Consider the following 21,146-nt stretch of genomic DNA (forward strand, 5'->3'; position numbering starts at 1 on the left):
TCGTTTAATTTCAGGCCTGTCTCATGACGTTCAGCTTCCTGCTCATCACCATCGCGATTCTATGCGTTATCGCATATCTGGTAGGCACCCGGCGCGCGAAGTCACTGGCTTCGGCCGATACGCCACTTTCCTCCCTGCCAGGCCATTACGGTTCCCTGTTGTCCCTGTGGACCTGTTTGCCACCGCTGTTACTGATGCTCCTGTGGGGCATTATGGACGAGCCGGTTATTGATCATTTGTTGGTTGCCCAACTGCCTCAGGCAGTGCAGGAGCAGGGCGGAACCAGTGTGCAACTGGCGCTGAGCAAGGTTCATAACCTCGCTAACGGTGCCAACGTGGAAGCTGATGCATCACTGTCCCCTGCGATTCTGCACCTGGTTGAGTTGCAGTCGCGCAACGAACTGCTGAGTACGGGCGTGATTCTGGCGCTGGCGTTGGCGGGCTTTGCGCTGACCCTGCGTCGCCTGGTTCCGAGCCGTAACGCCCGAAATGAAATGGAAGGCATTATCCGTGGCATGCTGTTCGCCAGCTCCGGTATTGCTGTACTGACCACCGTTGGCATCCTGGCCAGTGTGTTGTTCGAAGCCTGGATGTTCTTCGGCAAGGTCAGCCCGATCGAATTCCTGTTTGGCACCACCTGGTCACCACAGGTTGCCCTGCGAGCCGACCAGTCTGGCTCCTCCGGCAGTTTTGGTGCGGTACCTCTGTTCACCGGTACCTTGCTGATTTCCTTTATTGCCATGCTGATCGCGGTGCCGATTGGTTTGATGTCGGCCATTTACCTGTCCGAATACGCCAGCCCGCGTGTGCGTAGCTTCGCCAAGCCAGCACTGGAAGTACTGGCCGGTATTCCAACCGTTGTGTACGGCTTCTTTGCCGCCCTGACGGTTGCTCCGATTCTGAAAGAGTTCGGCACCCACCTGGGTCTTACCGTTTCCTCTGAAAGCGCCCTTGCTGCTGGTCTGGTGATGGGTGTGATGATTATTCCGTTCGTATCGTCGCTGTCTGACGATGTGATCAACGCGGTACCACAGTCCCTGCGTGACGGCAGTTATGGTTTGGGTGCGACCCGCAGCGAAACCGTACGTCAGGTGGTTCTGCCTGCGGCTCTGCCGGGTATTGTCGGCGCTGTGATGCTGGCGGTGTCCCGCGCCATTGGTGAAACCATGATTGTAGCCATGGCCGCTGGTCTGGCAGCCAACCTGACCGCTAACCCGCTGGAAAGCGTGACCACGGTGACGGTACAGATCGTGACCCTGCTGGTCGGTGACCAGGAATTCGACTCCGCCAAAACGTTGGCCGCGTTTGCACTGGGACTGGTTCTGTTCCTGGTGACCCTGACGCTGAACTACGTTGCACTGAAAGTGGTACAGAAGTATCGGGAACAATATGACTAATCAAACCATGACAACTCGCGCCAAAGTTGAGCGCAGTATGGGACGCCGCCGCCGTGCGGAGTCCCGCTTCCGCACCTACGGTATGCTGTCTATCGCATTTGGTCTGCTGTGCCTGGTGGTGCTGTTTGGCAACATTCTGTCGAAAGGCACCTCGGCCTTCGCGCAGACCGTGCTGCACACCGAAGTTCACCTCGACAAGGACTACCTGGGTCTGACTCGTCAGTCGTCTGAAAAAGAGCTGATGAACGGTAACTACGAGGGACTGATCAAGCAGCAGCTGCGTGACGAAATGAACGTCACCAAGCGCAGTCAGCGTCGTGACCTGTACAGCATGGTCAGCGTTGGCGCACACTGGCAATTGCAGGGGCTTGTACTCGACAACCCGGATCTGATTGGCGACACCATCAAGGTTGACCTGATCATGGACGACGAAGTCGACCAGTGGTTCAAGCATGACTACCCACAGGGCATTCAGGGTCGCCTGAGCGATGTCCAGTACCAGTGGGCCATGCAGTGGGTCGAAGCCGGTCGTCTGGAAACCCGCTTCAACACCAGCTTCTTCACCAACGGTGATTCCCGTGAGCCAGAACTGGCCGGTGTGCATGGCGCCATCAAAGGCACCTTGCTGACCTTGCTGGTGACTTTCCTGCTGTCGTTCCCGATTGGTGTGGCCGCTGCCATTTACCTGGAAGAGTTTGCACCGAAGAACCGCATCACCGAAATCGTTGAAATCAACATCAACAACCTCGCGGCGGTGCCGAGTATCACCTTTGGTCTGCTGGGTCTGGCGATCTTCATCAATATTTTTGGTGTTGCCCGTTCCACGCCGCTGGTGGGTGGTCTGGTACTGACCCTGATGACGTTGCCAACCATCATTATTTCCGGTCGTGCTGCCATCAAGGCGGTACCACCGTCGATTCGTGAAGCTGCCTTTGGTCTGGGTGCCTCGAAAATGCAGGTGGTGTTCCACCATGTACTGCCACTGGCACTGCCGGGCATGTTGACCGGTACCATCATTGGTATGGCGCAGGCTCTGGGTGAGACTGCACCGCTTTTGATGATTGGTATGATTGCCTTCGTGGTTGACGTACCGGGCTTCATTACCGACCCGGCGACGGTTCTGCCTGTTCAGATTTTCCTCTGGTCAGACAGCCCGGAAGCCGCCTTCACCGAACGTACATCAGGCGCCATCATTGTGCTGCTGGGCTTCCTGATCGCGATGAATACAGTAGCCGTAATGCTGCGTCGCCGTCTTGAGCGTCGTTGGTAAGTTTTTTCTCAGGATTTAGTTATGAGCATCATTGAAAACCACAAAACCGATGGCGAACCGTTCTGCGACAATCCCAAGCTGAAAGCACGTGACGTATGCGTGTTTTATGGGGAAAAACAGGCCATCTTCGACGTCAGTCTGGACATCGGCGCCAATGAAGTGATTGCATTGATCGGCCCTTCCGGTTGCGGCAAGTCGACTTTCCTGCGCTGCCTCAACCGCATGAATGACACCATTGATATCTGCAACATCACTGGCGACATTCTGCTGGACGACGAAAATATCTATGCTCCAAAGGTGGATGTTGTACCTTTGCGCGCGCGGGTTGGCATGGTATTCCAGAAGCCAAACCCGTTCCCGAAATCCATTTATGACAACATCGCCTACGGTCCACGCATCCACGGTCTGGTAAACCACCGTGACGAGCTGGACGAAGTGGTGGAGCGCAGCTTGCAGCGCGCTGGTCTGTGGAACGAGGTGAAAGATCGTCTGCACGCGCCGGGTACCGGCCTGTCAGGTGGTCAGCAGCAGCGTCTGTGTATCGCCCGTACCATTGCGGTCGACCCGGAAGTGATCCTGATGGATGAACCGTGTTCCGCACTGGACCCGATTGCAACTGCTAAGATTGAAGAACTGATTGACGAACTGCGTGAGAACTACACGATTGCCATCGTAACGCACTCGATGCAGCAGGCAGCTCGTGTTTCCCAACGTACAGCCTACTTCCACCTGGGTCAGCTGATCGAAGTGAATCCGACCGACATGGTCTTCACCACGCCACAGCACGCCCTGACCGAAGCCTATATTACCGGCCGATTCGGCTAAAGGAGCATTTCAGTGCCTAACTCAGGTTCCTCCATGGAGATTGGTTTTAACCAACACATTTCAGGTCAGTTCAACGCTGACCTTGAAGCCATCCGCAGCCAGATGATGGAAATGGGCGGCCTGGTTGAACGTCAGGTTGCCAATGCCATCGAGGCCATCACGTCTGGCGATTCAACGCCTGCCGACGACATCATTCGTCGTGAAGACGAGGTGGATCAGATGGAAGTTGAGATTGACCGCGAATGCACCCAGATTCTGGTGCGCCGTCAGCCTGCAGCCTCCGACCTGCGTATGGTTCTGGCCGTATCCCGCGTGGTACGTGACCTTGAACGTATTGGTGACGAAGCCAGCAAAATTGCCGTACATGCTCGTGAAGTCGGTGGCAACGCCGCCAATGGCTTCTCCCAGCAGTCCATTCGTTACATGGGTGCCGAGGTCTGCAAAATGATCTCTGGTGCGCTGAACGCCTTTGCCCGTTGTGACGTGCAAGGTGCTCTGGACGTGGTACGTAACGACAAGCTGGTTGACCAGCAGTACTCCGCTGCCCTGCGCGAGCTGATCACCTACATGATGGAAGATCCACGCTCCATCTCCCAGGCGATCAACATCCTCTGGATTCTGCGTGCGGTAGAACGTATTGGTGACCACGCCCGTAACATCTCCGAGCAGGTGATCTACGTGGTCAGTGGTGCAGACGTTCGTCACAGCTCCATCAGTGAGATGGAAGAGCGTGCCCAGCAGGACGAACAGGACCACAGCGGCGAATAAAAAAACTTCGGTTTTTCAGAATATTACGAGATTTTTCTGTTGACGCAGTGAAATCTCATCAGTAATATTCACGCCCACTTAGCCGGTATAGCTCAGTCGGTAGAGCAACTGACTTGTAATCAGTAGGTCCCGAGTTCGACTCTTGGTGCCGGCACCATATTAAAAAACCCGCGTTTTACGCGGGTTTTTTTATGCCTGCTATTCTTCATTCTGAAACGGACGTTCGCCCTGAACGACCACTTATTGGCCACCGCCGTTGTGGAATCAGAATGGATCTTCTTGTCAGTCTTTCGGGTTGGATCAGACCCTACAATCACGATATTGCGTTAGCACTGGTTGCCACTTTGCTGGTGGTCTTTGGCGATACGATTAACGGCATGGTACGGCGTGCGGTCAGGAAGCACTGGATGGTGGTTCGGGTGGCTGTCTTTATTGCGCTCTGTACGTTCGGCTACGGGGCGATCACTGTTTGGGTGGTGCCGTTGTTGGCAAGCTTACTGATGAGTGTGTCAGCGCAATACTACGGCGTTTCAGTCGTGGTGGCGTTTACAGCGCTGGGGTTGATGGCCGAGCGATTCCATCGCAAAAGCTGAACCCGGGCATAACGTTCGGTGCTACATCACAAGACTACGGGCAAGACAAAGCGGCAAGACAACACGGCCAAACACCATGGCAAGTGTGCGCGAGCTGAGCTTGGCTGAAGATATTGAGCGTGCGTGTTTTGGGGAATAAAAAAGAAGAGTAAAGCGTGCCTGAACGGCGAGTGTAGAAGATCAGGTGTTAAATGGGCGGCAGTACATCCTGTACCGGCCGCCACAGCACCCTGGAACTTTCCATGATTCCACGATCATCCTTGCCACAATCCATCGTGTTGGTCATCCCTGCGCGAATCCATCGCTGATTGTCCCTTCACCGTCCTGGTAAGCATCCTGGCCAATCTTCCCTGCGCAAATCCTTGCGATGCCATCCCGGCATAATCATCCGTGTTCCATAACCTCATCCTGAGGCGTCCTGCTGTCCGTGCCCGATTCATCCTGAACCGTTGAGGTCGTCCAGACCTTGTCCTGCTCTCCGTGCCGATTCATCCTGAATCGTTGAGGTCATCCAGACCTTATCCTGCTGTCCGTGCCCGATTCATCCTGAATCGTCGAGGTCATCCAGACCTTGTCCTGCAAACACTCCGTGTTGAGATCCATCTCACTCATCCTGAGTAATGTCGTCCGTTACAACCAGATCAACGTCCTGCTGTCTGGTGATCGTCCTGATCAAGTGCTGCCTGCGGATAGAAATGTAGCAAAGGAAGAACTTTCGTTATGTGAACCAAACCCGACAATTGGGAATCCAAGGCTTGGGTGATTTATAAAAACCCTTTAAAAACAAACACTTGGATATTTCTTCGTTGGATTTTGTGGATAGTCTGGAGGGAGAAATTCGGTATGTCGCACGAGCTTGTGCGATATATCGCACAAGCTTTATGGGCAATGTCGCTACAACAGAAAATGGCGGTAATCAGCGGCTGTGCGCCTGTTCATTGATCAGTTGTGAAAATGCCTGTGGATCGGCAATTTCGCCGTCTTCACGCAGTGCCGGATACGGCAATTTGTACTTGTGACACAGTTTGGTGGCTGAAGGCTGGCACCATTCAAACAGCAGCTGCTCGAAACGCTCGTCGCTCATGCGGCGCTGGTCGAACATGCCTGCGGCTTCCCGCTGACGGCTGGCTTCATGAAGGATAATAGCCGCTGCGACGGAAACGTTAAACGACTGTACCATACCGTACATCGGAATGATCAGGTGTTCGTCGGCCAGTTCGGCGGCGATATCGCTGACGCCTTCCTTTTCGGTGCCCATAAGCAGCGCCGTTGGCTGGGTGAAATCGTAGTCGCGGAAGTCGGTCGCGCGGTCGGTCAGGTGCGCAGCGCACACGCGGAAGCCCTGTTGCTGCAAGCCGGTGATGGCACTTTCAATGTTGTCGTGGGTGTTGACCGTTACCCAGCTGCCGGAGCCTGCCGCGGTGGCGTTGCTCATGCGGAAATCGCCACTGCCACGGCTTGGCCACACCACGTGAAGGTCCTGTACTGCGAAGGCATCGCAGGTACGGGCAATGGCCGCCTGGTTGTGGGACTTGTAGACTTCGTCGGTAATCACGGTGAGGTCCGGCTGCCGACGATTGAGGGTGGATACCACTCGGTCAAGACGATCAGGCGTCATGGTGGGTGTGTCTCTTGCGCAATGGGGCGCGCATTGTATAAAAACTGTCAATTTGTTGCACGGACTGGAAATGAAAGACAACCTCGTAAGTGGGGCAGGGTATCTGCTGAAAGGCTTTGCGCTGCTGAATGAACCGGGCATTCGCCGTTATGTATGGCTGCCTATTCTGATGAACCTGGTGATTCTGACCGCCGGGGTGTATTGGGCGGTGGGTTATGTCACCGGCATGGACTGGCTGCACGAAGGCTGGTGGGCCTGGCTGGCGTGGTTGATTGTGCCGGTTGCTGTGTTGCTGTCGGTGATGGTGTCGGGCTACTTCTTTTCGGCCATTTTGTTGCTGCTGGCGAGCCCGTTTTACGGCTTGCTGGCGGGCAAGATTGAAGAGCGTTACGGCATTGTTGCGCCGGAGGAGAGTCTGGCCAGTCTGATTCCCCGCACGCTTGGCCGCGAACTGGTGAAAATGGCCTATTACATGCCGCGCTATCTGCTGCTGTTTGTGATTCCCTGGTTGCTGCCGTTGCTGATTCCGGTGATGCCGTTTGTCTGGTTTGCCTTTGGTAGCTGGGTGATGTCGCTGCAATACAGTGACTACACCCTCGATAACCATCAGAAAGACTTCCGCAGCAGCCGCAAGATTGTTGCCGAGACGCGCTGGACGGCTTATGGCTTTGGTGCATCGGTATCGTTGCTGATGGCAGTGCCGGTACTCAATTGTCTGGTGCCTCCGGCGGCGGTCATTGGTGCCACCATGTGGCAGATGGAGCGCGAGCAGCGTCAACCTCGTCTACGCTGAGGAATCAGGCAGGGGGACCTGCGTTTTCTGGTGCGGAGCACAAGGCATGGCCGAGTTGACCTTTCTGTTGGTAGATGATGCGGCGTTTATTCGCGATCTGGTGAAAAAAGCTGTCAAGCAAACCTACCCGAATTGCCAGTTGGTGGAAGCCATTAATGGCAAGAAAGCGGTGGCCATGCTCAATAGCCACAAGGTGGATGTGGTGCTGTGTGACTGGGAGATGCCCGAAATGTCAGGGCTGGAGGTGCTGCAATGGATGCGTTCGCAAAGCCAGCATGAAAAAACGCCGTTTATGATGATCACCAGCCGGGGCGACAAGGATCATGTGGTCAAGGCGGTGGAAGCGGGGGTGTCGGATTACATCGGCAAGCCATTTACCCGCGATGCTTTCGTCGACAAGCTGACCCGGATGGTGTTTCGGCACCTGAAAGTACGGCCGGTGAAAACGTCTGAACAGAAGGTCGCCGGGGACATGGGCGGTGCGTCGGTCTTGATGGGCGGTAGTGCCAGCCCGGCCAAACCCTCAGCGCCTGCCAAGCCAAAGCCTGCTGCCGGGTCACCGCTGTTGGCTGGGCAACCGGTTGCGGCGGCAGAGAAAAAGCCCAAGGGTGGTGGCAAGGCGATGGGGCTTGCAGTGGTGCGGTTTGCTTCCGGTGGGGAAGCCAAGCTGGTGATCAAGGACATGAATCTGATCGAGCTGCTGGGGGTTTTCAAACGCAGTGGTGAGGTGCCGGGGCTGTTGGAGCAGGTGGTGATTGATATCACCGATGACCAACAAGAGGTGATTGCACGGATTAACGGCTTTGTGCGGATGCTGCAAGCACAGGAGCCGCATCCGGATGCCGAAACCATTCAGATCCGCATCCGGATTGTCGACGACGACCCCGAAAAAATGGACGCCCTGTCGCGCTTTATTGCTCGCTGTCGCTAGTCGCGTCAGCAACGCCGTCGGTCATACGCTTCAGCGGGAACACACAGCTGAAGGTACTGCCTTTGCCTTCCTCACTTTCGATTTTCAGCTCGCCCTGGTGGTGTAGCAACACGTGTTTGACGATGGCCAGTCCAAGACCGGTGCCGCCGGTTTCAATGCTGCGGCTGGGGTCGGCACGGTAAAAACGCTCGGTCAGTCGCGGCACGTGATGTGCAGCAATACCAATACCGTTGTCTTTTACGCTCATACAGCCGCCGTGTCGGGTTTGGCGCCATTCAATGTTGATGGAGCCACCGTCCGGGGTGTATTTCACCGCGTTGAACACCAGGTTCGAGAAAGCACTGCGAATCTCGTTGTAGTTGCCGGTCAGGCGCTGCTTGTCGGCATGCACCAGATTGACCTGATGACGACCGTTGCTGAGCGCACGGGCATCGGTTTCGATCGATTGCAGCATGGCTTCGACGTCGATGCTTTGTTCATCCTTGGCCTGGCTGGTTTCCAGCTGCGACAGCATCAGCAAATCCTTGATCAGGTTGCCCATGCGGTGGCTCTGGCTGTTCATCTGTTGCAGCATGCGGGCCCAGCGTGGTGGCAGCATGTCGGCACCCATTTGCATGGTTTCGACATAGCCGGAAATCACCGTTAGTGGGGTGCGCAGTTCGTGGCTGACGTTGGCAACGAAGTCCTTGCGCATTTGTTCCAGCTGCTTCAGGCGGGTGATGTCGTGTACCAGAATCAAGCGGTCACGACGGCCAAACAGGGTGATGTTGAACTGCAACGACAGTTGCGGGTTCACCGGCGATTTGATCACCAGCGGTTCGCGGTAGTCGGCTTGTTCAAAGTAGGATTTGAATTCCGGCGTACGGATCAGGTTAGTGATCGGCTGGCCGAGGTCGACCGGATGGCGCAAGCCCAGATAGCCTTCAGCGGCCTGATTCCAGAATTCCAGCGCACCGGTGGAGTCGACCATCATCACGGCGTCTTTCAACGCCGCTGTGGAGTCCTGAATACGGTTGATCACGCCTTGCAGTTGCTGCTGGTTTTTAATGCTGCGTTGCTGCAAACGTTGGGTCTGGGTAAAGACGGAGCCCCAGATCCCGAGGGTTCTGGGCAGCAAGGAGCTTTGTCCATCTTCAAGCCATTGGTTAAGGCGGTAGAGCTGTAGCCAGTGCCAGCCAATATAGCCAGCCAGTACGGCGCAAATGCCGATGAAGGGGTTGTCGAGGTAGTAACCCAGCGCCACGCCCATTACCAACAGGTAAAACACGCGACGCAACTCCCTGCGCCAAATTGGATTCATTGAATATCAGGCAACTTTTGTAGAGAAACGATAGCCGGTGCCACGAACGGTTTGAATCATATGTTCATGGGCTTCACCCAGCGCCTTGCGCAGTCGACGAATATGAACATCCACGGTGCGCTCTTCGACGTAAACGTTACCGCCCCAGACCTGATCAAGCAACTGTGCACGTGAATAGGCACGTTCCTGGTGGGTCATAAAGAATTGCAGCAGGCGGTATTCGGTCGGGCCGATGTCGAGCGGCTTGTCGAACGAGGTCACGCGGTGGCAAACCGGGTCCAGCAGCAGGCCGCTGACTTCAATCGGTTCTTCGATGCCCTGCGGGGTTGAACGGCGCAGTACGGCTTTCAGGCGCGCAACCAGTTCACGAGGGGAGAAAGGTTTGGTGATGTAATCGTCGGCACCGGCTTCCAGACCCTGAACCTTGTTGTCTTCCTCGCCTTTGGCGGTCAGCATGATGATCGGCAACTCGGCGGTGCGATCTTCACGCTTCAGACGACGGGCAAATTCCACCCCGCTGGTGCCAGGCAGCATCCAGTCGAGCAGAATCAGGTCGGGTTTGCGGTCGATAATTTGTGCATGGGCTTCCTGAGCGTTAGCCGCTTCCATGCATTCGTAACCGGCCATTTCCAGGGCCACGGCGATCATTTCACGAATCGGTGCTTCATCGTCTACGATCAAGACGCTTTTGCCAGCTTTAGTCATAGGTTGCTCGTCACAAAATTGTCACACAATATTAATAGGCGGCTAGTATTACACTGGCCTTGTGTTACAGCGGTGTGACATTGTCAGCGACTCGTCAAAAGCCGGTCGACAGCGCCATTCACGGGTGGCCTGGCCAATGCCCGGGCTCAGCGCAGGGCATAGCCCGCAATCAAACCTGCCCACATCATCACGCCATACCAATGCGCCAGTCGAAACTGACGGAAACAGCCCATGCGATCGCGGCTGCGGATGTTGATGATTTGCCAGACCATGAAGCCGCCAGCGGCCAGCCAGCAAAGCCAGTAGCTCCAGTGTAGTTGCAGTTGGCTGCCAACGGAAAGCAGGCATAAGTGCGCCACCGCGTAGAGGGTGGCGATAATCGTCACATCCATGTCGCCAAACAGAATGGCGGTGCTTTTAACGCCGATCTTCAAATCGTCATCACGGTCGACCATGGCGTAGATGGTGTCGTAGCCCACCGTCCAGCTCAGTTTGGCAATAAAGATTAACCAGCAGATGGTGGTCAGTTGATTGGCTTCGGCGGCAAACGCCATCGGAATCGCCCACGAAAACGCCGCCCCCAGAAACACCTGTGGCAGGTAGGTGTGACGTTTCATAAACGGATACAGGGCCGCCAGCGCCACGCCACCAAACGACAGCCAGATGGTCAGGCTGTTGGTGAACAACACCAGCACAAACGACGTCAGACAGAGTACGGCAAAGCCGATCAGCGCCTGTTTTTCGGTCAGTCGGCCCTGGGTCAGCGGCCGGTCTTTGGTGCGTTTGACGTGGCGGTCTATTTCACGGTCGGCGTAGTCGTTGATCACACAGCCAGCAGAGCGCATCAGGAACACGCCCAGTGTGAAAATAATCAGGTTGGCCAGCGTTGGCACCCCTTCAGCGGCAATCCACAAGGCCCAGAAGGTGGGCCATAGCAGCAGATAGGAACCCACCGGTTTGTCGAACCGTGTGATCTGAACCCATTGGTGCCAGTCTGGCCAGACTCGATCGAGGGTTTGGGTCAACGGCTTCATATCGGGGTCCTTGCTGTGGTGCGGGTCGAAATCGGGTTGGTGCGCGGCCTTCAGGGCTGGCCGCTGAGCAGGGTACTGGCAAATGCCTCGCTGACCAACAGTTTGCTGGTGCCAATGTGAAACACCGAACGGCGGCACCAGGGGCTGGTGACGGGGTCTTGCAGACGGCCGCGGGCGCTTTTGTGCGTCGGCTGACGGCAAAACCGCATCGGCTGGCGTTGCAGTTGTGGGTGGCGAAACAGGAAGCTGCCCAGTGAGCGGTTGCCCAGACGGCGTACCGGGTTGCCCAGTTGGCGCAAATAGCGCATCGGAATAACGGTACGCGCCTCAACCTGCAAGTCGTCATCAAGCAACAGCAGTACTTCCCGAATCCACACAGGGGCTCTGGTGGGTAAGCCCAGGTCGCGGCTTTCGATCGGATTGGCACGTCCCTGACGCTCGCTGACGAGTGTGACGCTGAACTGGCGTTGATCCATTCGGGACAGTCTCAGGGTCAGTGATCCGGTGTCGGTCAGCCAGCGCCGCTGGGATGCCGGTAATGGCAGCGCGGCGCTGCGGTGCAGGCCGCTCCACGGCGGAGCGGGTGTGAAAAAGGGGCGCGTTTGGCAGGCAATCGGGGAAATCATGGCGGCGGAGCATGCGCCAAATCACAAATACTGGCAAGAGTCGGGCTTTCTTCCATTGATTTTCGCCGATTTCGACAGTAGCTTAGGCGGCCGGTCCCAGTAACCATGCGGCTCAGGCTACAATTTGGGCAATGCTGGCTTGAAACGGCAATTTGTTTTATTCAGCCGCTGGGCGAGGATATGGTGTAGCCCTGTTGACCCGGTCAGCGTCATCGACCGGCTTTTGCCACGGGTTGATCGGTTTTGTCGGGATCAGATCCGACGGCATTTACGAGCTTTTGTGATATTTACAGAACCTTGTGGACGGTCGGGGCTCACAGGTGTGCCTTTATTTTTAAAATCGGGTTGGTATAACCCGTATCTTTCATAGAGAGGATATTTCATGCGTAAACCAGAATTGGCAGCGGCCATTGCAGAGAAAACTGACCTGAGCAAGGAAAAAGCGTCTGAAGTGATCACTGTGATCACTGACCGTATCGCTCAGGCTCTGGCTGAAGGCGACAACGTAAGCCTGATCGGTTTCGGTACTTTCGAAGTACGTAACCGCGCTGAGCGTCAGGGCAAAAACCCACAGACTGGTGCTGCTATCACCATTCCTGCTGCCAAAGTACCTGCTTTCAAGCCAGGTAAAGGTCTGAAAGACGCTGTTCAATAAGCAACAGTGATGACAGCCGAAGCATTAACCCACCTTTGGGTTTCCCGGCTGGTGGTGGGCGAGGGACTCTGTCCTTTCGCCCATCCGGTTATGCCGAAACTGGCCATCCGGGTCAGTGACTCCTCCGATCTGAATCAGATCACCAAAGAATTCATGGATCTGTTGGCCGAAGTGGTCGATGCCGATCCCGCCGAACTTCCGACCGCCTTGTTTGTGGTGCCTCATGCCTTGCAGGACTTTGACGAGTACTGGAACTGGGCCATGATTTGCGACGAGTTGTTGCAGCAAATGGGCCACGAAGGGGTGATTCAGCTGGCGACCTTTCATCCGCAATACTGCTTTGAAGGCGAAGCGCCGGAAGATCCGAGCAATTTCACCAACCGTTCTCCGTACCCTATGTTGCACCTGATTCGGGAAGACGACATGGAGCAGGCGCTGGCGTCGGTAAGCCACCCGGAGCGGATTCCCGAGCGTAACCAACGCCACTTGCGGCGGATGGGACTGGACGGCTTGCTGGAAGTGATTCCTGAGCTGAAACACTCGGACATATTTCGTCCCTGACGGCCGTCAGGGCGCTTGAATACCGTGATTTAACAGCGCTGATGGCCGGGCTGTCAGGAAGACAGCGCCGTGACCATATCCGCCAATTCTCCCACGTGTTCAATCAGTTCATCGGCGACCTCGTCGACGGTTTCCTGCGTCAAGCCCAATGCGTCCAGCACGTTGGGATCAAGCGCCTCGACCGGGCCGTCGCCATAGCCCCGCTGGCGCAGTGCCCGAGTGGTGACGTACAGCAGCTGGGCATAGTTGTCGTGGTCGCCACAATAGAACGGGTTGTGCTGCTGACGAATGGCCAGCACGGCCTCCGCGGGTAAATTCCACTGGCCCAGCAGCAGGCTGGCCATCTGTTCCCGGCACAGCCCCAGCAAATGCCGTTCAATGTAGAAGCGGTTGATGTGGGGGTTGGCTTCAATATGACGGTTAATCAGCGAAAACTGCGGCGGAAATACCTGACCTAACACCAGATAGCCAAAGTTGTGCAGCAAGCCGCACAGGTAGGCCAGGCCGCTGTCCGGCTTTTTCTTGCCCTTGATCTTGCGGGTCAATTCGCTTGCCAGTGCCGCGCCCATCACCGCTTGTTGCCAGAACGGCGTGTAGCCGTGTGGGCCTTCTCTTGGCACGCTCAGCGTGCGGCCCAGAGCAAGCCCCAATGACAGGTTCATCACCAGATCAAATCCCAGTACCCGCAGCACGGCTTCTTCCACCGTGTTGATGTTGCCGCGTGAGCGGTAGTAGGGCGAGCGGGCCCAGCTCATCACCTGGGCGGCAATCGAAGGGTCGACTTCAATGGTACGCGCCAGTGTGACGGTATCGGCGTCAGGGTCGACCCGCAGTTCAATGATCTTGCGGGCGGTTTCCGGCAGCGGCGGCAGGTCGAGGGTGTCTTGCAGGCGTTGCTGGATACGCAGTGGGGTAAATTGTTCGACCGCAGCATGAACATCTTCCTGATCGGCGCTGGCGTCGTTGTGCAGCACATCGATTTGCAGGGCGGCGGTGTAGTTGCCAATTTGTGAGCTGGCGGTCAGCGCCCGGAACTGGTCGGTTGGCATGCTCAGGTGCTGGTCGCCATGGCCGGTTTGGATAAACAGTTCGGAATACTCCAGCAAGCTGCGGTCAACCAGACTGTCGAGTCGGGTCAGTTGCGGCAGTGCCGGAAAATCATCCAGCCCTAACTGGCGTTTCAGCTGTGCCAGCTCTTCTGGCGGTACGGCGCTGAACTGACGGCCGGTCTGGTGGGAAATCAGGTTGAGGTCGAGCATGCGGTTGGCAGGAATCACCACCTGCACCTTGCCCGCGGTGTCCTTGAGAAAAATAACCTTGGCGTAATTGCCTGGGGTAGTGCCGAATCCGGTTTCGATCATCGTCCGCTCGTTTTGAAAACCATCAGATATCGAGTATTCGACGTTCCATTCGTCCAGAACCTTTTGCACAGAGGCCGGTATTGCCATTACCTACTCCAACATCTCAAATTGTCGTTTGATGAGGCGCTGAGTCCGTGGAGGCGTGATGATTGGCAGCAACGGCTGCGGTGTCAGGCTTCCGGAATCTCAGGCTATTAGAAAAATATAGTTCAGCGTGGCAAGGCTGGCGGAAAATTTTGCGCCGATGCGGCGAAACTGGCTTGTTCTGTCGGCTGGCGGGGAATGCTGGGTGTCGGGTGTCGGGTGTCGGGTGTCGGGTGTCGGGTGTCGGGTGTCGGGTGTCGGGTGTCGGGTGTCGGGTGTCGGGTGTCAGGTGTCAGGTGTCAGGTGTCAGGTGTCGAGAGAAAGCCTGATTACACACCGGCGAAGCGTTCGGCTTCACCAAGCCAGCGATCGATCAGCGGATCGACTACCGATGGATGGTTATTCCACAAGTGCGTGGCCATTTCGCGTACTGCTGGCAGCAGCTCGCCATCCCGTTGTAAATCGGCCACCCGCAAGGTTTGCAGGCCAGTCTGGCGAGTGCCCAGTACCTCGCCGGGGCCGCGAATCATCAAGTCCTGTTCGGCAATGTAGAAGCCGTCCTGGCTGTCGCGCATCACTTGCAGGCGCTGTTTACCGGTCATCGACAGCGGCGTTTTGTACAGCAGCACGCAATGGCTGGCGACTGAGCCCCGGCCAACGCGACCACGCAGCTGGTGCAGCTGTGCCAGTCCCAGTCGTTCCGGGTTTTCAATCACCATCAAACTGGCGTTAGGCACATCGACGCCCACTTCAATCACGGTGGTGGCCACCAGTAAATCGAGTTCGTGGGCCTTGAATTGCGCCATGATGGCGGCTTTTTCCTGCGCTTTGAGACGGCCATGCACCAGGCCAATCCGCAAGTTCGGCAGTTGTTCGGTGAGTTCGGCGGCGGTGTTTTCAGCGGCCTGGCATTGCAGTGCTTCGCTTTCTTCAATCAGGGTGCACACCCAGTACGCCTGGGCGCCGCCCTGACAGGCGCTGGCCACCCGGTAGATGACTTCTTCGCGGCGGTTGTCCGATACTGCGACGGTCTGGATCGGACTACGTCCGGGGGGGAGCTCGTCAATGATGGAAGTATCGAGATCGGCGTAGGCGCTCATCGCCAGCGTCCGTGGAATGGGCGTTGCGGTCATGATCAGCTGGTGGGGTGACTGGCCATTGAGGTTGCCCTTTTCCTTCAGCGACAGCCGCTGGTGGACGCCAAAACGGTGTTGCTCGTCGATGATCACCAGCCCCAGCTGCTGGAACTGCACTTCGTCCTGAAACAGCGCATGGGTACCAATCACCAGTTGGGCATCACCGCTGGCGATGGCCTGCAAGGATTCATTACGGGCTTTGCCGCGGGTCTTGCCTCCCAGCCAGCCGGTTTTGATGCCCAGTGGCTCGAACCAGCGGGTCATATTGATAAAGTGCTGCTCGGCGAGAATTTCGGTGGGTGCCATCAAGGCCACCTGAAAACCGCTTTCCAGCGCCTGACAAGCGGCCATGGCGGCGACCAGGGTTTTGCCGGAGCCGACGTCCCCTTGCACCAGCCGTAGCGTGGGCACTGGCTTGCTGAGATCGTTGAGAATCTCTCCGGTGACCCGCTGCTGGGCGTTGGTGGGAGTAAATGGCAGGGCCGCGACCAGCTGTTGCTTCAGCGTGCCTGCAGGTGTCATCACGGGGGCACCGTCTTGCTGCACTTTTGAACGCAGTCGATGCATCGATAGCTGATGCGCCAGCAGTTCTTCCAGAATCAGTCGACGTTGGGCGGTGTGGCTGCCGTTCAGCAGTTGCTCCAGTTGCACGTCGGCGGGCGGCTGATGCAAAAACAGCAGCGCCTGTTTGAGCGTCGGCAAGTGCCATTCGGCCAGCCATTGAGGGGGCAGCAAGTCGTTGAGCGGTACGCTGTCGTCACGCAGAAATTCCAGCGCCTGTTCCATTAGCAGCCGCAGTCGTTGCTGGCTGATGCCTTCGGTAGCGGGATAGACCGGCGTCAGGCGTGCTTCGGGCAATTCTTCCGAGGCATCGTCCAGTAGCTGGTATTCCGGGTGATACAGCTCCAGCCCGCTGGCACCCCGACGGGCTTCGCCATAGCAGCGCACCAACGCGCCCTTGCGGAACTGGTTTTTCTGCTTGGCGTTGAAATGATAGAAGCGCAGGCTGATCACACCGCTGTGGTCGGCCAGTTTCACCAGCATCGAGCGACGCTTGCCAAACAGCACGTCGGCGCTGCGCACTTCGCCCTGAATCACCGCGGGCTGCTGGTGTTGCAGGCTGCCAATCATCTGGATGCGGCTGCGGTCTTCATAGCGAAATGGCAGGTGAAACAGCAGCTCCGCCAGCGACTCAATATTGAGGCGCTGGAGCTGCTCCTTGAGCTTGGGCCCGACGCCCTTGAGGCGGGTCAGATCCAGTTGCGGGTCCATGGCGATACTGCGTTCCCGGGGCGTTGGCCGCTTAGCGGCTGATGCTGCACTGACGGGCAGTTTCGATCAGCAGGTCGACGGCCTGACCGCGAGGGAAGCTGGCGCGCCACGCCAGTGCCACGGTGCGGAATGGCTGTGGATTGGTGAACGGACGGGTAATCACCAGATTGCGATCCAGATTGCTGATGGCGGATTCCGGCAGCACGGTAATGCCCAATCCGGACGCCACCATGTGCTTGAGGGTTTCCAGCGAGCTGCCCTCCAGCACACTGCCCAAACGGGTGTGGTGCTTGCGGCTCAGGGCCGGGCAGTGCTCGAACACCTGATCGCGGAAACAGTGGCCTTCGCCCAGCATCAGCAGGTCTTCATCGGCCAGTTGTTCGGGCTCGATGGTTTGCTGATTCTTCCACGGGTGGTTCTTTGGCAGCACTACCACAAAGTTTTCATCGTACAGCGGCCGGGTCAGTACATCGGGTTCGTTGAACGGCAACGCCACAATGATGGCATCGAGGTCGCCGTCGCGCAGTTGGCGGCGCAGGGTGCCGGTGTAGTTCTCTTCCAGGTACAGCGGCATGGAGGGCGCGCGCTGGTGGATTTGTGGCACCAGATGCGGGAACAGGTACGGCCCGATGGTGAAAATGGCACCAATTTTCAGCGGTGAGCTCAGCTGGTCCTTGCCGGCACTGGCCAGCTCGCGGATGGAGCGGGCTTCTTCCAGTACCCGTTGGGCCTGGGCGACGATGCGTTCACCTAGTGGGGTCACCGACACCGAACTTTTGCTGCGCTCGAAAATCGCAATATCCAGCTCATTTTCGAGTTTCTTGATGGCAACACTCAGGGTAGGCTGGCTGACAAAGCACTTTTCCGCGGCGCGGCCAAAATGCTTTTCCTGAGACAGGGTTACGATGTATTTCAGTTCGGTCAAGGTCATAATTGGTTGCCTTCATAGCGATGAAGAATTTGATTTAGTTTACCTATCATTGGCCTCAAGTAAATAGCTGACGACAGAATCGTTTTATTCAGTCTTACGAACCTGAGCGTCAGCACCTAAACTGTTTTTATGGGCGGCAAGCCCTGAACGTGCAAACGGTGAATGTAAGGAGAAACAGATGGCTCGTATTCTGATTATTGGGGCAGGAGACATCGGTGGTGGTTTGGCAGCGGCCATGGTGGCTCAGCACGATGTCTGGGCGCTGCGTCGCAGTGCTGCCGAGCGCAACGAGATTCCCGGTGTGCAATGGATTCAGGCCGATGTGACCGACCCCGAAACCCTGCTGGCGCTGCCGGACGATCTCGATCTGGTGGTTTACAGCATTGCCTCGCCGGTGTTTTCCCGCGAGTCGTATCATGAGTTTTACGTTAATGGCCTGAAAAACGTGATTCAGGCATTACCGCAGCAAGCGCTCAAACGCTTCCTGTTTGTCTCCAGCACCAGTGTTTACCATCAGATGAATGGCGAATGGGTCGACGAGCAGTCAGAAACCCAACCGGCAGCGTTTGCCGGTAAAGAGCATTTGCTGGCCGAACAGGCGTTACTGGACAGCCGTTTTCCCGCCACGGTCGTGCGCTTTACCGGGATTTATGGCCCGGGTCGTAATCGCATGATCGAGCAGGCCCGCAGGGGCAATCATTGTGACCCCGAGCCGCCGATCTGGACCAATCGCATTCACCGCGATGATTGCATCGGGGTACTGAAATTTCTGGCCGAGAAGGCACTGGCGGACGAGGCGCTCGATACCCTCTATCTGGCCACCGATGATGAGCCTGCGCCGCTGTTTGATGTGCTGGAGTGGATCAAGGAGCGCATCGACGATGTCGACCCGGATCACGACATGCCGGAAGCCAGCCGACGGGCCAACCGCCGCTGTCGCAATGACCGCCTGAAAGCGCTGGGGTATGAATTCAGGTATCAGGGCTTCCGTCAGGGCTACGATGAGATTCTGACCGAATTGGGATACTCCTGAGTGTTCAGCCGGATGGCTTAAAACTGACAGCAATAACCGCATCGCCAACAACAAAAAAGCCGCTGATTCGTCAGCGGCTTTTTTGTTTCTTTTTCACAGGCTAATCATTGGCTGATCGCAGGCCGATGATCAGTTTTTCAACCGCACGATCTTGTTGACCCCGGCAATGTTACGCAGCTTGCGCATCACCCGGGCAAGGTGCTTACGGCCGGTGATGTTGACCTTCAGGTTGGTGACGCTGAGGCGGGCATCACGCTCTTCGACATTGATGTTCTCAATGGTGGCATCGGCCATGTTGATGGCAGACGCCAGAGCCACGATCAGGCCGCGGCGGGTCTCCATGTACACCTTGAGGCTGACGGTGAAGTCGCTGTCGATGTCCTTGTCCCAGCTCAGGGCCACGCATTTTTCCGGATTGCTGCGAATATCACCGATGTTACGGCAGGTTTCGGTGTGTACCACGATGCCTTTGCCAGAGCTGACGTGACCAACAATCGGATCGCCAGGAATCGGGCTGCAGCACTTGGCAAAACTCACCAGCAAGCCTTCGGTACCCTTGATCGACAACGGGGTTTCCGGGGTCGATTCGAGGTTAATGTCGGCGTCACGGGTGGCGGCCAGGAAGCGGCGGGCAATCAGCGGTGCCATGCGGTTACCGGAGCCGATTTCTTCCAACAGGTCTTCCAGTTCCTTGTTGTTGGTTTCCTTCAGCACCAGGTCGATCTGTTCCAGAGCGATGTCGTTGAGTGACTTGTCGAACGCCGCCAGGGCCTTGTTCAGCAGCCGCTCACCCAACACCACGGATTCGGAACGACGCTGGCTCTTGAGGTAGCTGCGAATACCGGAACGGGCTTTGCCGGACACCACAAAATTGAGCCAGGCCGGGTTCGGCTGGGCGTTAGGGGCGGTGACCACCTGTACCGTCTGGCCGCTGCTGAGCTTGGCGCTGAGCGGCGACAACTGCCGGTCGATACGACAGGCAATGCACTGGTTGCCAATGTCGGTGTGCACGGCGTAGGCAAAGTCGATGGGCGTTGCCCCGGCGGGCAGCGTCATGATCTTGCCTTTTGGCGTGAACACGTAGATTTCTTCCGGGAACAGGTCGAACTTCACGTGCTCGACAAATTCCAGCGGGCTGCCGGCGTTCTTTTGCAGTTCCAGCAGGTTTTGCACCCATTGGCGGGCACGCTGGGAACCACTGGCCTGATCGCTTTCCGACTTGTACAGCCAGTGGGCGGCAATGCCGTAGTTGGCCATGGCGTCCATTTCTTCGGTACGAATCTGGATTTCAATTGGCACTTCACCAGCATTGAACAGGGTAGTGTGCAACGACTGATAGCCATTTGCCTTGGGAATGGCGATGTAATCCTTGAAGCGGCCGGGCAGCGGTTTGAAGAGGCTGTGGACCATACCAAGGATGCGGTAACAGCTGTCCACTTCATCGGTGATGATGCGGAAACCGTACACATCCATGATTTCGTCGATGTCCTTTTTCTTGGACTTCGCCATCTTCGAATAGATGCTGAACAGGTGCTTTTCGCGTCCTACCACTCGGGCCGAAATATTGGCTTCGCTAAGGCGATTGCGAATGGTGTTGGCGATGTTGCTGATGATTTCAGCGTGGCTGCCACGATGCTTTTTCACCGCTTTGCGAATCAGGTCGGAACGCATCGGGTGCATGGCTTCAAAGCAGAGATCTTCCATCTCTACCCGAATGCTGTTCAGGCCCAGGCGGTGGGCAATCGGGGCATAGATATCCAGGGTTTCGCGAGCAATGCGACGACGCTTTTCAGGCCGCAAGGAGCCCAGCGTGCGCATGTTGTGCAGACGGTCAGCCAGCTTCACCAGAATCACACGGATGTCCCGTGCCATGGCCATTGCCATTTTCTGGAAGTTTTCGGCTTGTTGCTGCTCTTTGTCTTCGAAATGGATATGGGTCAGCTTGGAGACGCCATCTACCAGGTAGCTGACGGTTTCACCAAACTGTTGATCCAGTGCGGAACGCGGAATCCCGGTATCTTCAATCACGTCGTGCAGCATGGCTGCCATCAGCGAGTGATGGTCCAGATGCATGTCGGCCAGAATGCTGGCAACGGCTAACGGATGGATGATGTAAGGTTCACCACTACGCCGACGTTGTCCGTCGTGGGCTTGTTCGGCGTAGTAGTAGGCCCGGCGCACCTGCTGGATTTGCTGGCGGCTCAGGTAATGGGAAAGGCGCTCGGACAGGGCATCAAGAGTGGGCATTCAGAT

At 56.7% G+C, this 21,146-nt stretch carries 19 protein-coding genes and 1 tRNA gene; 11 read left to right on the plus strand and 9 right to left on the minus strand.

The features are described 5' to 3' along the window. Window positions 1-23: 23 nt before the first annotated feature. The 6 genes from pstC to G516_RS0102220 all read left to right on the plus strand — a co-directional run bounded on the left by pstC (window position 24) and on the right by G516_RS0102220 (window position 4,853). Complete coding sequence (gene pstC / locus G516_RS0102195; RefSeq protein WP_028292276.1) at window positions 24-1,397, plus strand: phosphate ABC transporter permease subunit PstC; 1,374 nt, start codon at window positions 24-26, stop codon at window positions 1,395-1,397. After that, the gene (pstA, locus tag G516_RS0102200) at window positions 1,390-2,667 is read left to right on the plus strand and encodes a phosphate ABC transporter permease PstA (protein WP_028292277.1); all 1,278 of its coding nucleotides are present in this window, start codon (window positions 1,390-1,392) and stop codon (window positions 2,665-2,667) included. Before pstC ends, pstA begins: the two co-directional genes overlap by 8 nt. Before the next feature lie 21 nt (window positions 2,668-2,688). Next, entirely contained in the window at window positions 2,689-3,492 is an 804-nt protein-coding gene (gene pstB / locus G516_RS0102205; protein ID WP_028292278.1) for a phosphate ABC transporter ATP-binding protein PstB, read from the plus strand. Between the two features lie 12 nt (window positions 3,493-3,504). Then, window positions 3,505-4,260: a phosphate signaling complex protein PhoU gene (gene phoU / locus G516_RS0102210; RefSeq protein WP_322785967.1), complete on the plus strand. Its 756-nt coding sequence runs from the start codon at window positions 3,505-3,507 to the stop codon at window positions 4,258-4,260. An 81-nt stretch (window positions 4,261-4,341) separates the two neighbouring features. Continuing rightward, a tRNA-Thr gene (locus G516_RS0102215) sits at window positions 4,342-4,417 on the plus strand. Between the two features lie 112 nt (window positions 4,418-4,529). After that, entirely contained in the window at window positions 4,530-4,853 is a 324-nt protein-coding gene (locus G516_RS0102220; RefSeq protein ID WP_028292280.1) for a DUF3392 domain-containing protein, read from the plus strand. A gap of 916 nt (window positions 4,854-5,769) precedes the next feature. On the opposite strand, the gene trmH is transcribed toward G516_RS0102220, so the two are convergent. Continuing rightward, entirely contained in the window at window positions 5,770-6,471 is a 702-nt protein-coding gene (gene trmH, locus G516_RS0102235) for a tRNA (guanosine(18)-2'-O)-methyltransferase TrmH (protein ID WP_028292281.1), read from the minus strand. Window positions 6,472-6,541: 70 nt separating this feature from the next. On the opposite strand from trmH, the gene cysZ reads away from it, so the two are divergent. Both cysZ and G516_RS0102245 read left to right on the plus strand, forming a co-directional pair. After that, entirely contained in the window at window positions 6,542-7,264 is a 723-nt protein-coding gene (gene cysZ / locus G516_RS0102240; protein ID WP_028292282.1) for a sulfate transporter CysZ, read from the plus strand. 46 nt (window positions 7,265-7,310) lie between these two features. Beyond that, window positions 7,311-8,195, plus strand: a complete 885-nt coding sequence (locus G516_RS0102245) for a response regulator (RefSeq protein WP_028292283.1) — start codon at window positions 7,311-7,313, stop codon at window positions 8,193-8,195. Here the strand turns inward: G516_RS0102245 and phoR are convergent. The 4 genes from phoR to G516_RS20665 all read right to left on the minus strand — a co-directional run bounded on the left by phoR (window position 8,176) and on the right by G516_RS20665 (window position 11,860). Then, window positions 8,176-9,495 (minus strand): phosphate regulon sensor histidine kinase PhoR, encoded by a 1,320-nt coding sequence (phoR, locus tag G516_RS0102250; RefSeq protein ID WP_028292284.1) that lies wholly within the window; start codon window positions 9,493-9,495, stop codon window positions 8,176-8,178. The two genes, G516_RS0102245 and phoR, sit on opposite strands and share 20 nt — an antisense overlap. A 6-nt stretch (window positions 9,496-9,501) precedes the next feature. Further along, entirely contained in the window at window positions 9,502-10,200 is a 699-nt protein-coding gene (gene phoB, locus G516_RS0102255) for a phosphate regulon transcriptional regulator PhoB (protein WP_028292285.1), read from the minus strand. Between the two features lie 146 nt (window positions 10,201-10,346). Beyond that, the gene (ubiA, locus tag G516_RS0102260; RefSeq protein WP_028292286.1) at window positions 10,347-11,234 is read right to left on the minus strand and encodes a 4-hydroxybenzoate octaprenyltransferase; all 888 of its coding nucleotides are present in this window, start codon (window positions 11,232-11,234) and stop codon (window positions 10,347-10,349) included. A gap of 50 nt (window positions 11,235-11,284) precedes the next feature. Then, the gene (locus tag G516_RS20665; protein ID WP_084644808.1) at window positions 11,285-11,860 is read right to left on the minus strand and encodes a chorismate--pyruvate lyase family protein; all 576 of its coding nucleotides are present in this window, start codon (window positions 11,858-11,860) and stop codon (window positions 11,285-11,287) included. A gap of 382 nt (window positions 11,861-12,242) precedes the next feature. Between G516_RS20665 and G516_RS0102270 the strand changes: the two genes are divergently transcribed. Then, window positions 12,243-12,515 carry an HU family DNA-binding protein gene (locus G516_RS0102270; RefSeq protein ID WP_028292287.1) on the plus strand — a complete coding sequence of 91 codons (273 nt, stop codon included), beginning with the start codon at window positions 12,243-12,245 and terminating at the stop codon, window positions 12,513-12,515. Window positions 12,516-12,524: 9 nt separating this feature from the next. Beyond that, the gene (locus tag G516_RS20670) at window positions 12,525-13,076 is read left to right on the plus strand and encodes a DUF1415 domain-containing protein (protein WP_051218842.1); all 552 of its coding nucleotides are present in this window, start codon (window positions 12,525-12,527) and stop codon (window positions 13,074-13,076) included. A gap of 53 nt (window positions 13,077-13,129) precedes the next feature. On the opposite strand, the gene G516_RS0102280 is transcribed toward G516_RS20670, so the two are convergent. The 3 genes from G516_RS0102280 to G516_RS0102290 form a co-directional block, all read right to left on the minus strand. Then, window positions 13,130-14,524: an HDOD domain-containing protein gene (locus tag G516_RS0102280; RefSeq protein ID WP_028292288.1), complete on the minus strand. Its 1,395-nt coding sequence runs from the start codon at window positions 14,522-14,524 to the stop codon at window positions 13,130-13,132. Window positions 14,525-14,850: 326 nt separating this feature from the next. After that, complete coding sequence (gene recG, locus G516_RS0102285; protein ID WP_281168004.1) at window positions 14,851-16,935, minus strand: ATP-dependent DNA helicase RecG; 2,085 nt, start codon at window positions 16,933-16,935, stop codon at window positions 14,851-14,853. A gap of 25 nt (window positions 16,936-16,960) precedes the next feature. Beyond that, a complete protein-coding gene (locus tag G516_RS0102290; RefSeq protein WP_028292290.1) occupies window positions 16,961-17,860 on the minus strand; it encodes a hydrogen peroxide-inducible genes activator in 900 nt (299 codons plus the stop codon). A gap of 178 nt (window positions 17,861-18,038) precedes the next feature. Between G516_RS0102290 and G516_RS0102295 the strand changes: the two genes are divergently transcribed. Beyond that, on the plus strand, window positions 18,039-18,893 hold the full coding sequence (locus tag G516_RS0102295; protein ID WP_028292291.1) for an NAD(P)H-binding protein: 855 nt from the start codon (window positions 18,039-18,041) through the stop codon (window positions 18,891-18,893). Between the two features lie 129 nt (window positions 18,894-19,022). On the opposite strand, the gene spoT is transcribed toward G516_RS0102295, so the two are convergent. Continuing rightward, entirely contained in the window at window positions 19,023-21,140 is a 2,118-nt protein-coding gene (spoT, locus tag G516_RS0102300) for a bifunctional GTP diphosphokinase/guanosine-3',5'-bis pyrophosphate 3'-pyrophosphohydrolase (protein ID WP_028292292.1), read from the minus strand. Between the last annotated feature and the right edge of the window lie 6 nt (window positions 21,141-21,146).

The organism is Oceanobacter kriegii DSM 6294 (assembly GCF_000422845.1).
Classification (GTDB): Bacteria; Pseudomonadota; Gammaproteobacteria; order Pseudomonadales; family Oceanobacteraceae; genus Oceanobacter; species Oceanobacter kriegii.

Bases quoted from the DNA above. Each gene is read 5' to 3' on its own strand.
- G516_RS0102290 (WP_028292290.1), bottom strand. From the start codon at position 17,860: ATGACCTTGACCGAACTGAAATACATCGTAACCCTGTCTCAGGAAAAG.
- trmH (WP_028292281.1), bottom strand. From the start codon at position 6,471: ATGACGCCTGATCGTCTTGACCGAGTGGTATCCACCCTCAATCGTCGG.
- phoB (WP_028292285.1), bottom strand. From the start codon at position 10,200: ATGACTAAAGCTGGCAAAAGCGTCTTGATCGTAGACGATGAAGCACCG.
- cysZ (WP_028292282.1), top strand. From the start codon at position 6,542: ATGAAAGACAACCTCGTAAGTGGGGCAGGGTATCTGCTGAAAGGCTTT.
- phoR (WP_028292284.1), bottom strand. From the start codon at position 9,495: ATGAATCCAATTTGGCGCAGGGAGTTGCGTCGCGTGTTTTACCTGTTG.
- G516_RS20670 (WP_051218842.1), top strand. From the start codon at position 12,525: ATGACAGCCGAAGCATTAACCCACCTTTGGGTTTCCCGGCTGGTGGTG.
- G516_RS0102270 (WP_028292287.1), top strand. From the start codon at position 12,243: ATGCGTAAACCAGAATTGGCAGCGGCCATTGCAGAGAAAACTGACCTG.
- G516_RS0102295 (WP_028292291.1), top strand. From the start codon at position 18,039: ATGGCTCGTATTCTGATTATTGGGGCAGGAGACATCGGTGGTGGTTTG.
- G516_RS0102245 (WP_028292283.1), top strand. From the start codon at position 7,311: ATGGCCGAGTTGACCTTTCTGTTGGTAGATGATGCGGCGTTTATTCGC.
- pstB (WP_028292278.1), top strand. From the start codon at position 2,689: ATGAGCATCATTGAAAACCACAAAACCGATGGCGAACCGTTCTGCGAC.
- spoT (WP_028292292.1), bottom strand. From the start codon at position 21,140: ATGCCCACTCTTGATGCCCTGTCCGAGCGCCTTTCCCATTACCTGAGC.
- G516_RS0102220 (WP_028292280.1), top strand. From the start codon at position 4,530: ATGGATCTTCTTGTCAGTCTTTCGGGTTGGATCAGACCCTACAATCAC.
- G516_RS0102280 (WP_028292288.1), bottom strand. From the start codon at position 14,524: ATGGCAATACCGGCCTCTGTGCAAAAGGTTCTGGACGAATGGAACGTC.
- G516_RS20665 (WP_084644808.1), bottom strand. From the start codon at position 11,860: ATGATTTCCCCGATTGCCTGCCAAACGCGCCCCTTTTTCACACCCGCT.
- pstA (WP_028292277.1), top strand. From the start codon at position 1,390: ATGACTAATCAAACCATGACAACTCGCGCCAAAGTTGAGCGCAGTATG.
- pstC (WP_028292276.1), top strand. From the start codon at position 24: ATGACGTTCAGCTTCCTGCTCATCACCATCGCGATTCTATGCGTTATC.
- ubiA (WP_028292286.1), bottom strand. From the start codon at position 11,234: ATGAAGCCGTTGACCCAAACCCTCGATCGAGTCTGGCCAGACTGGCAC.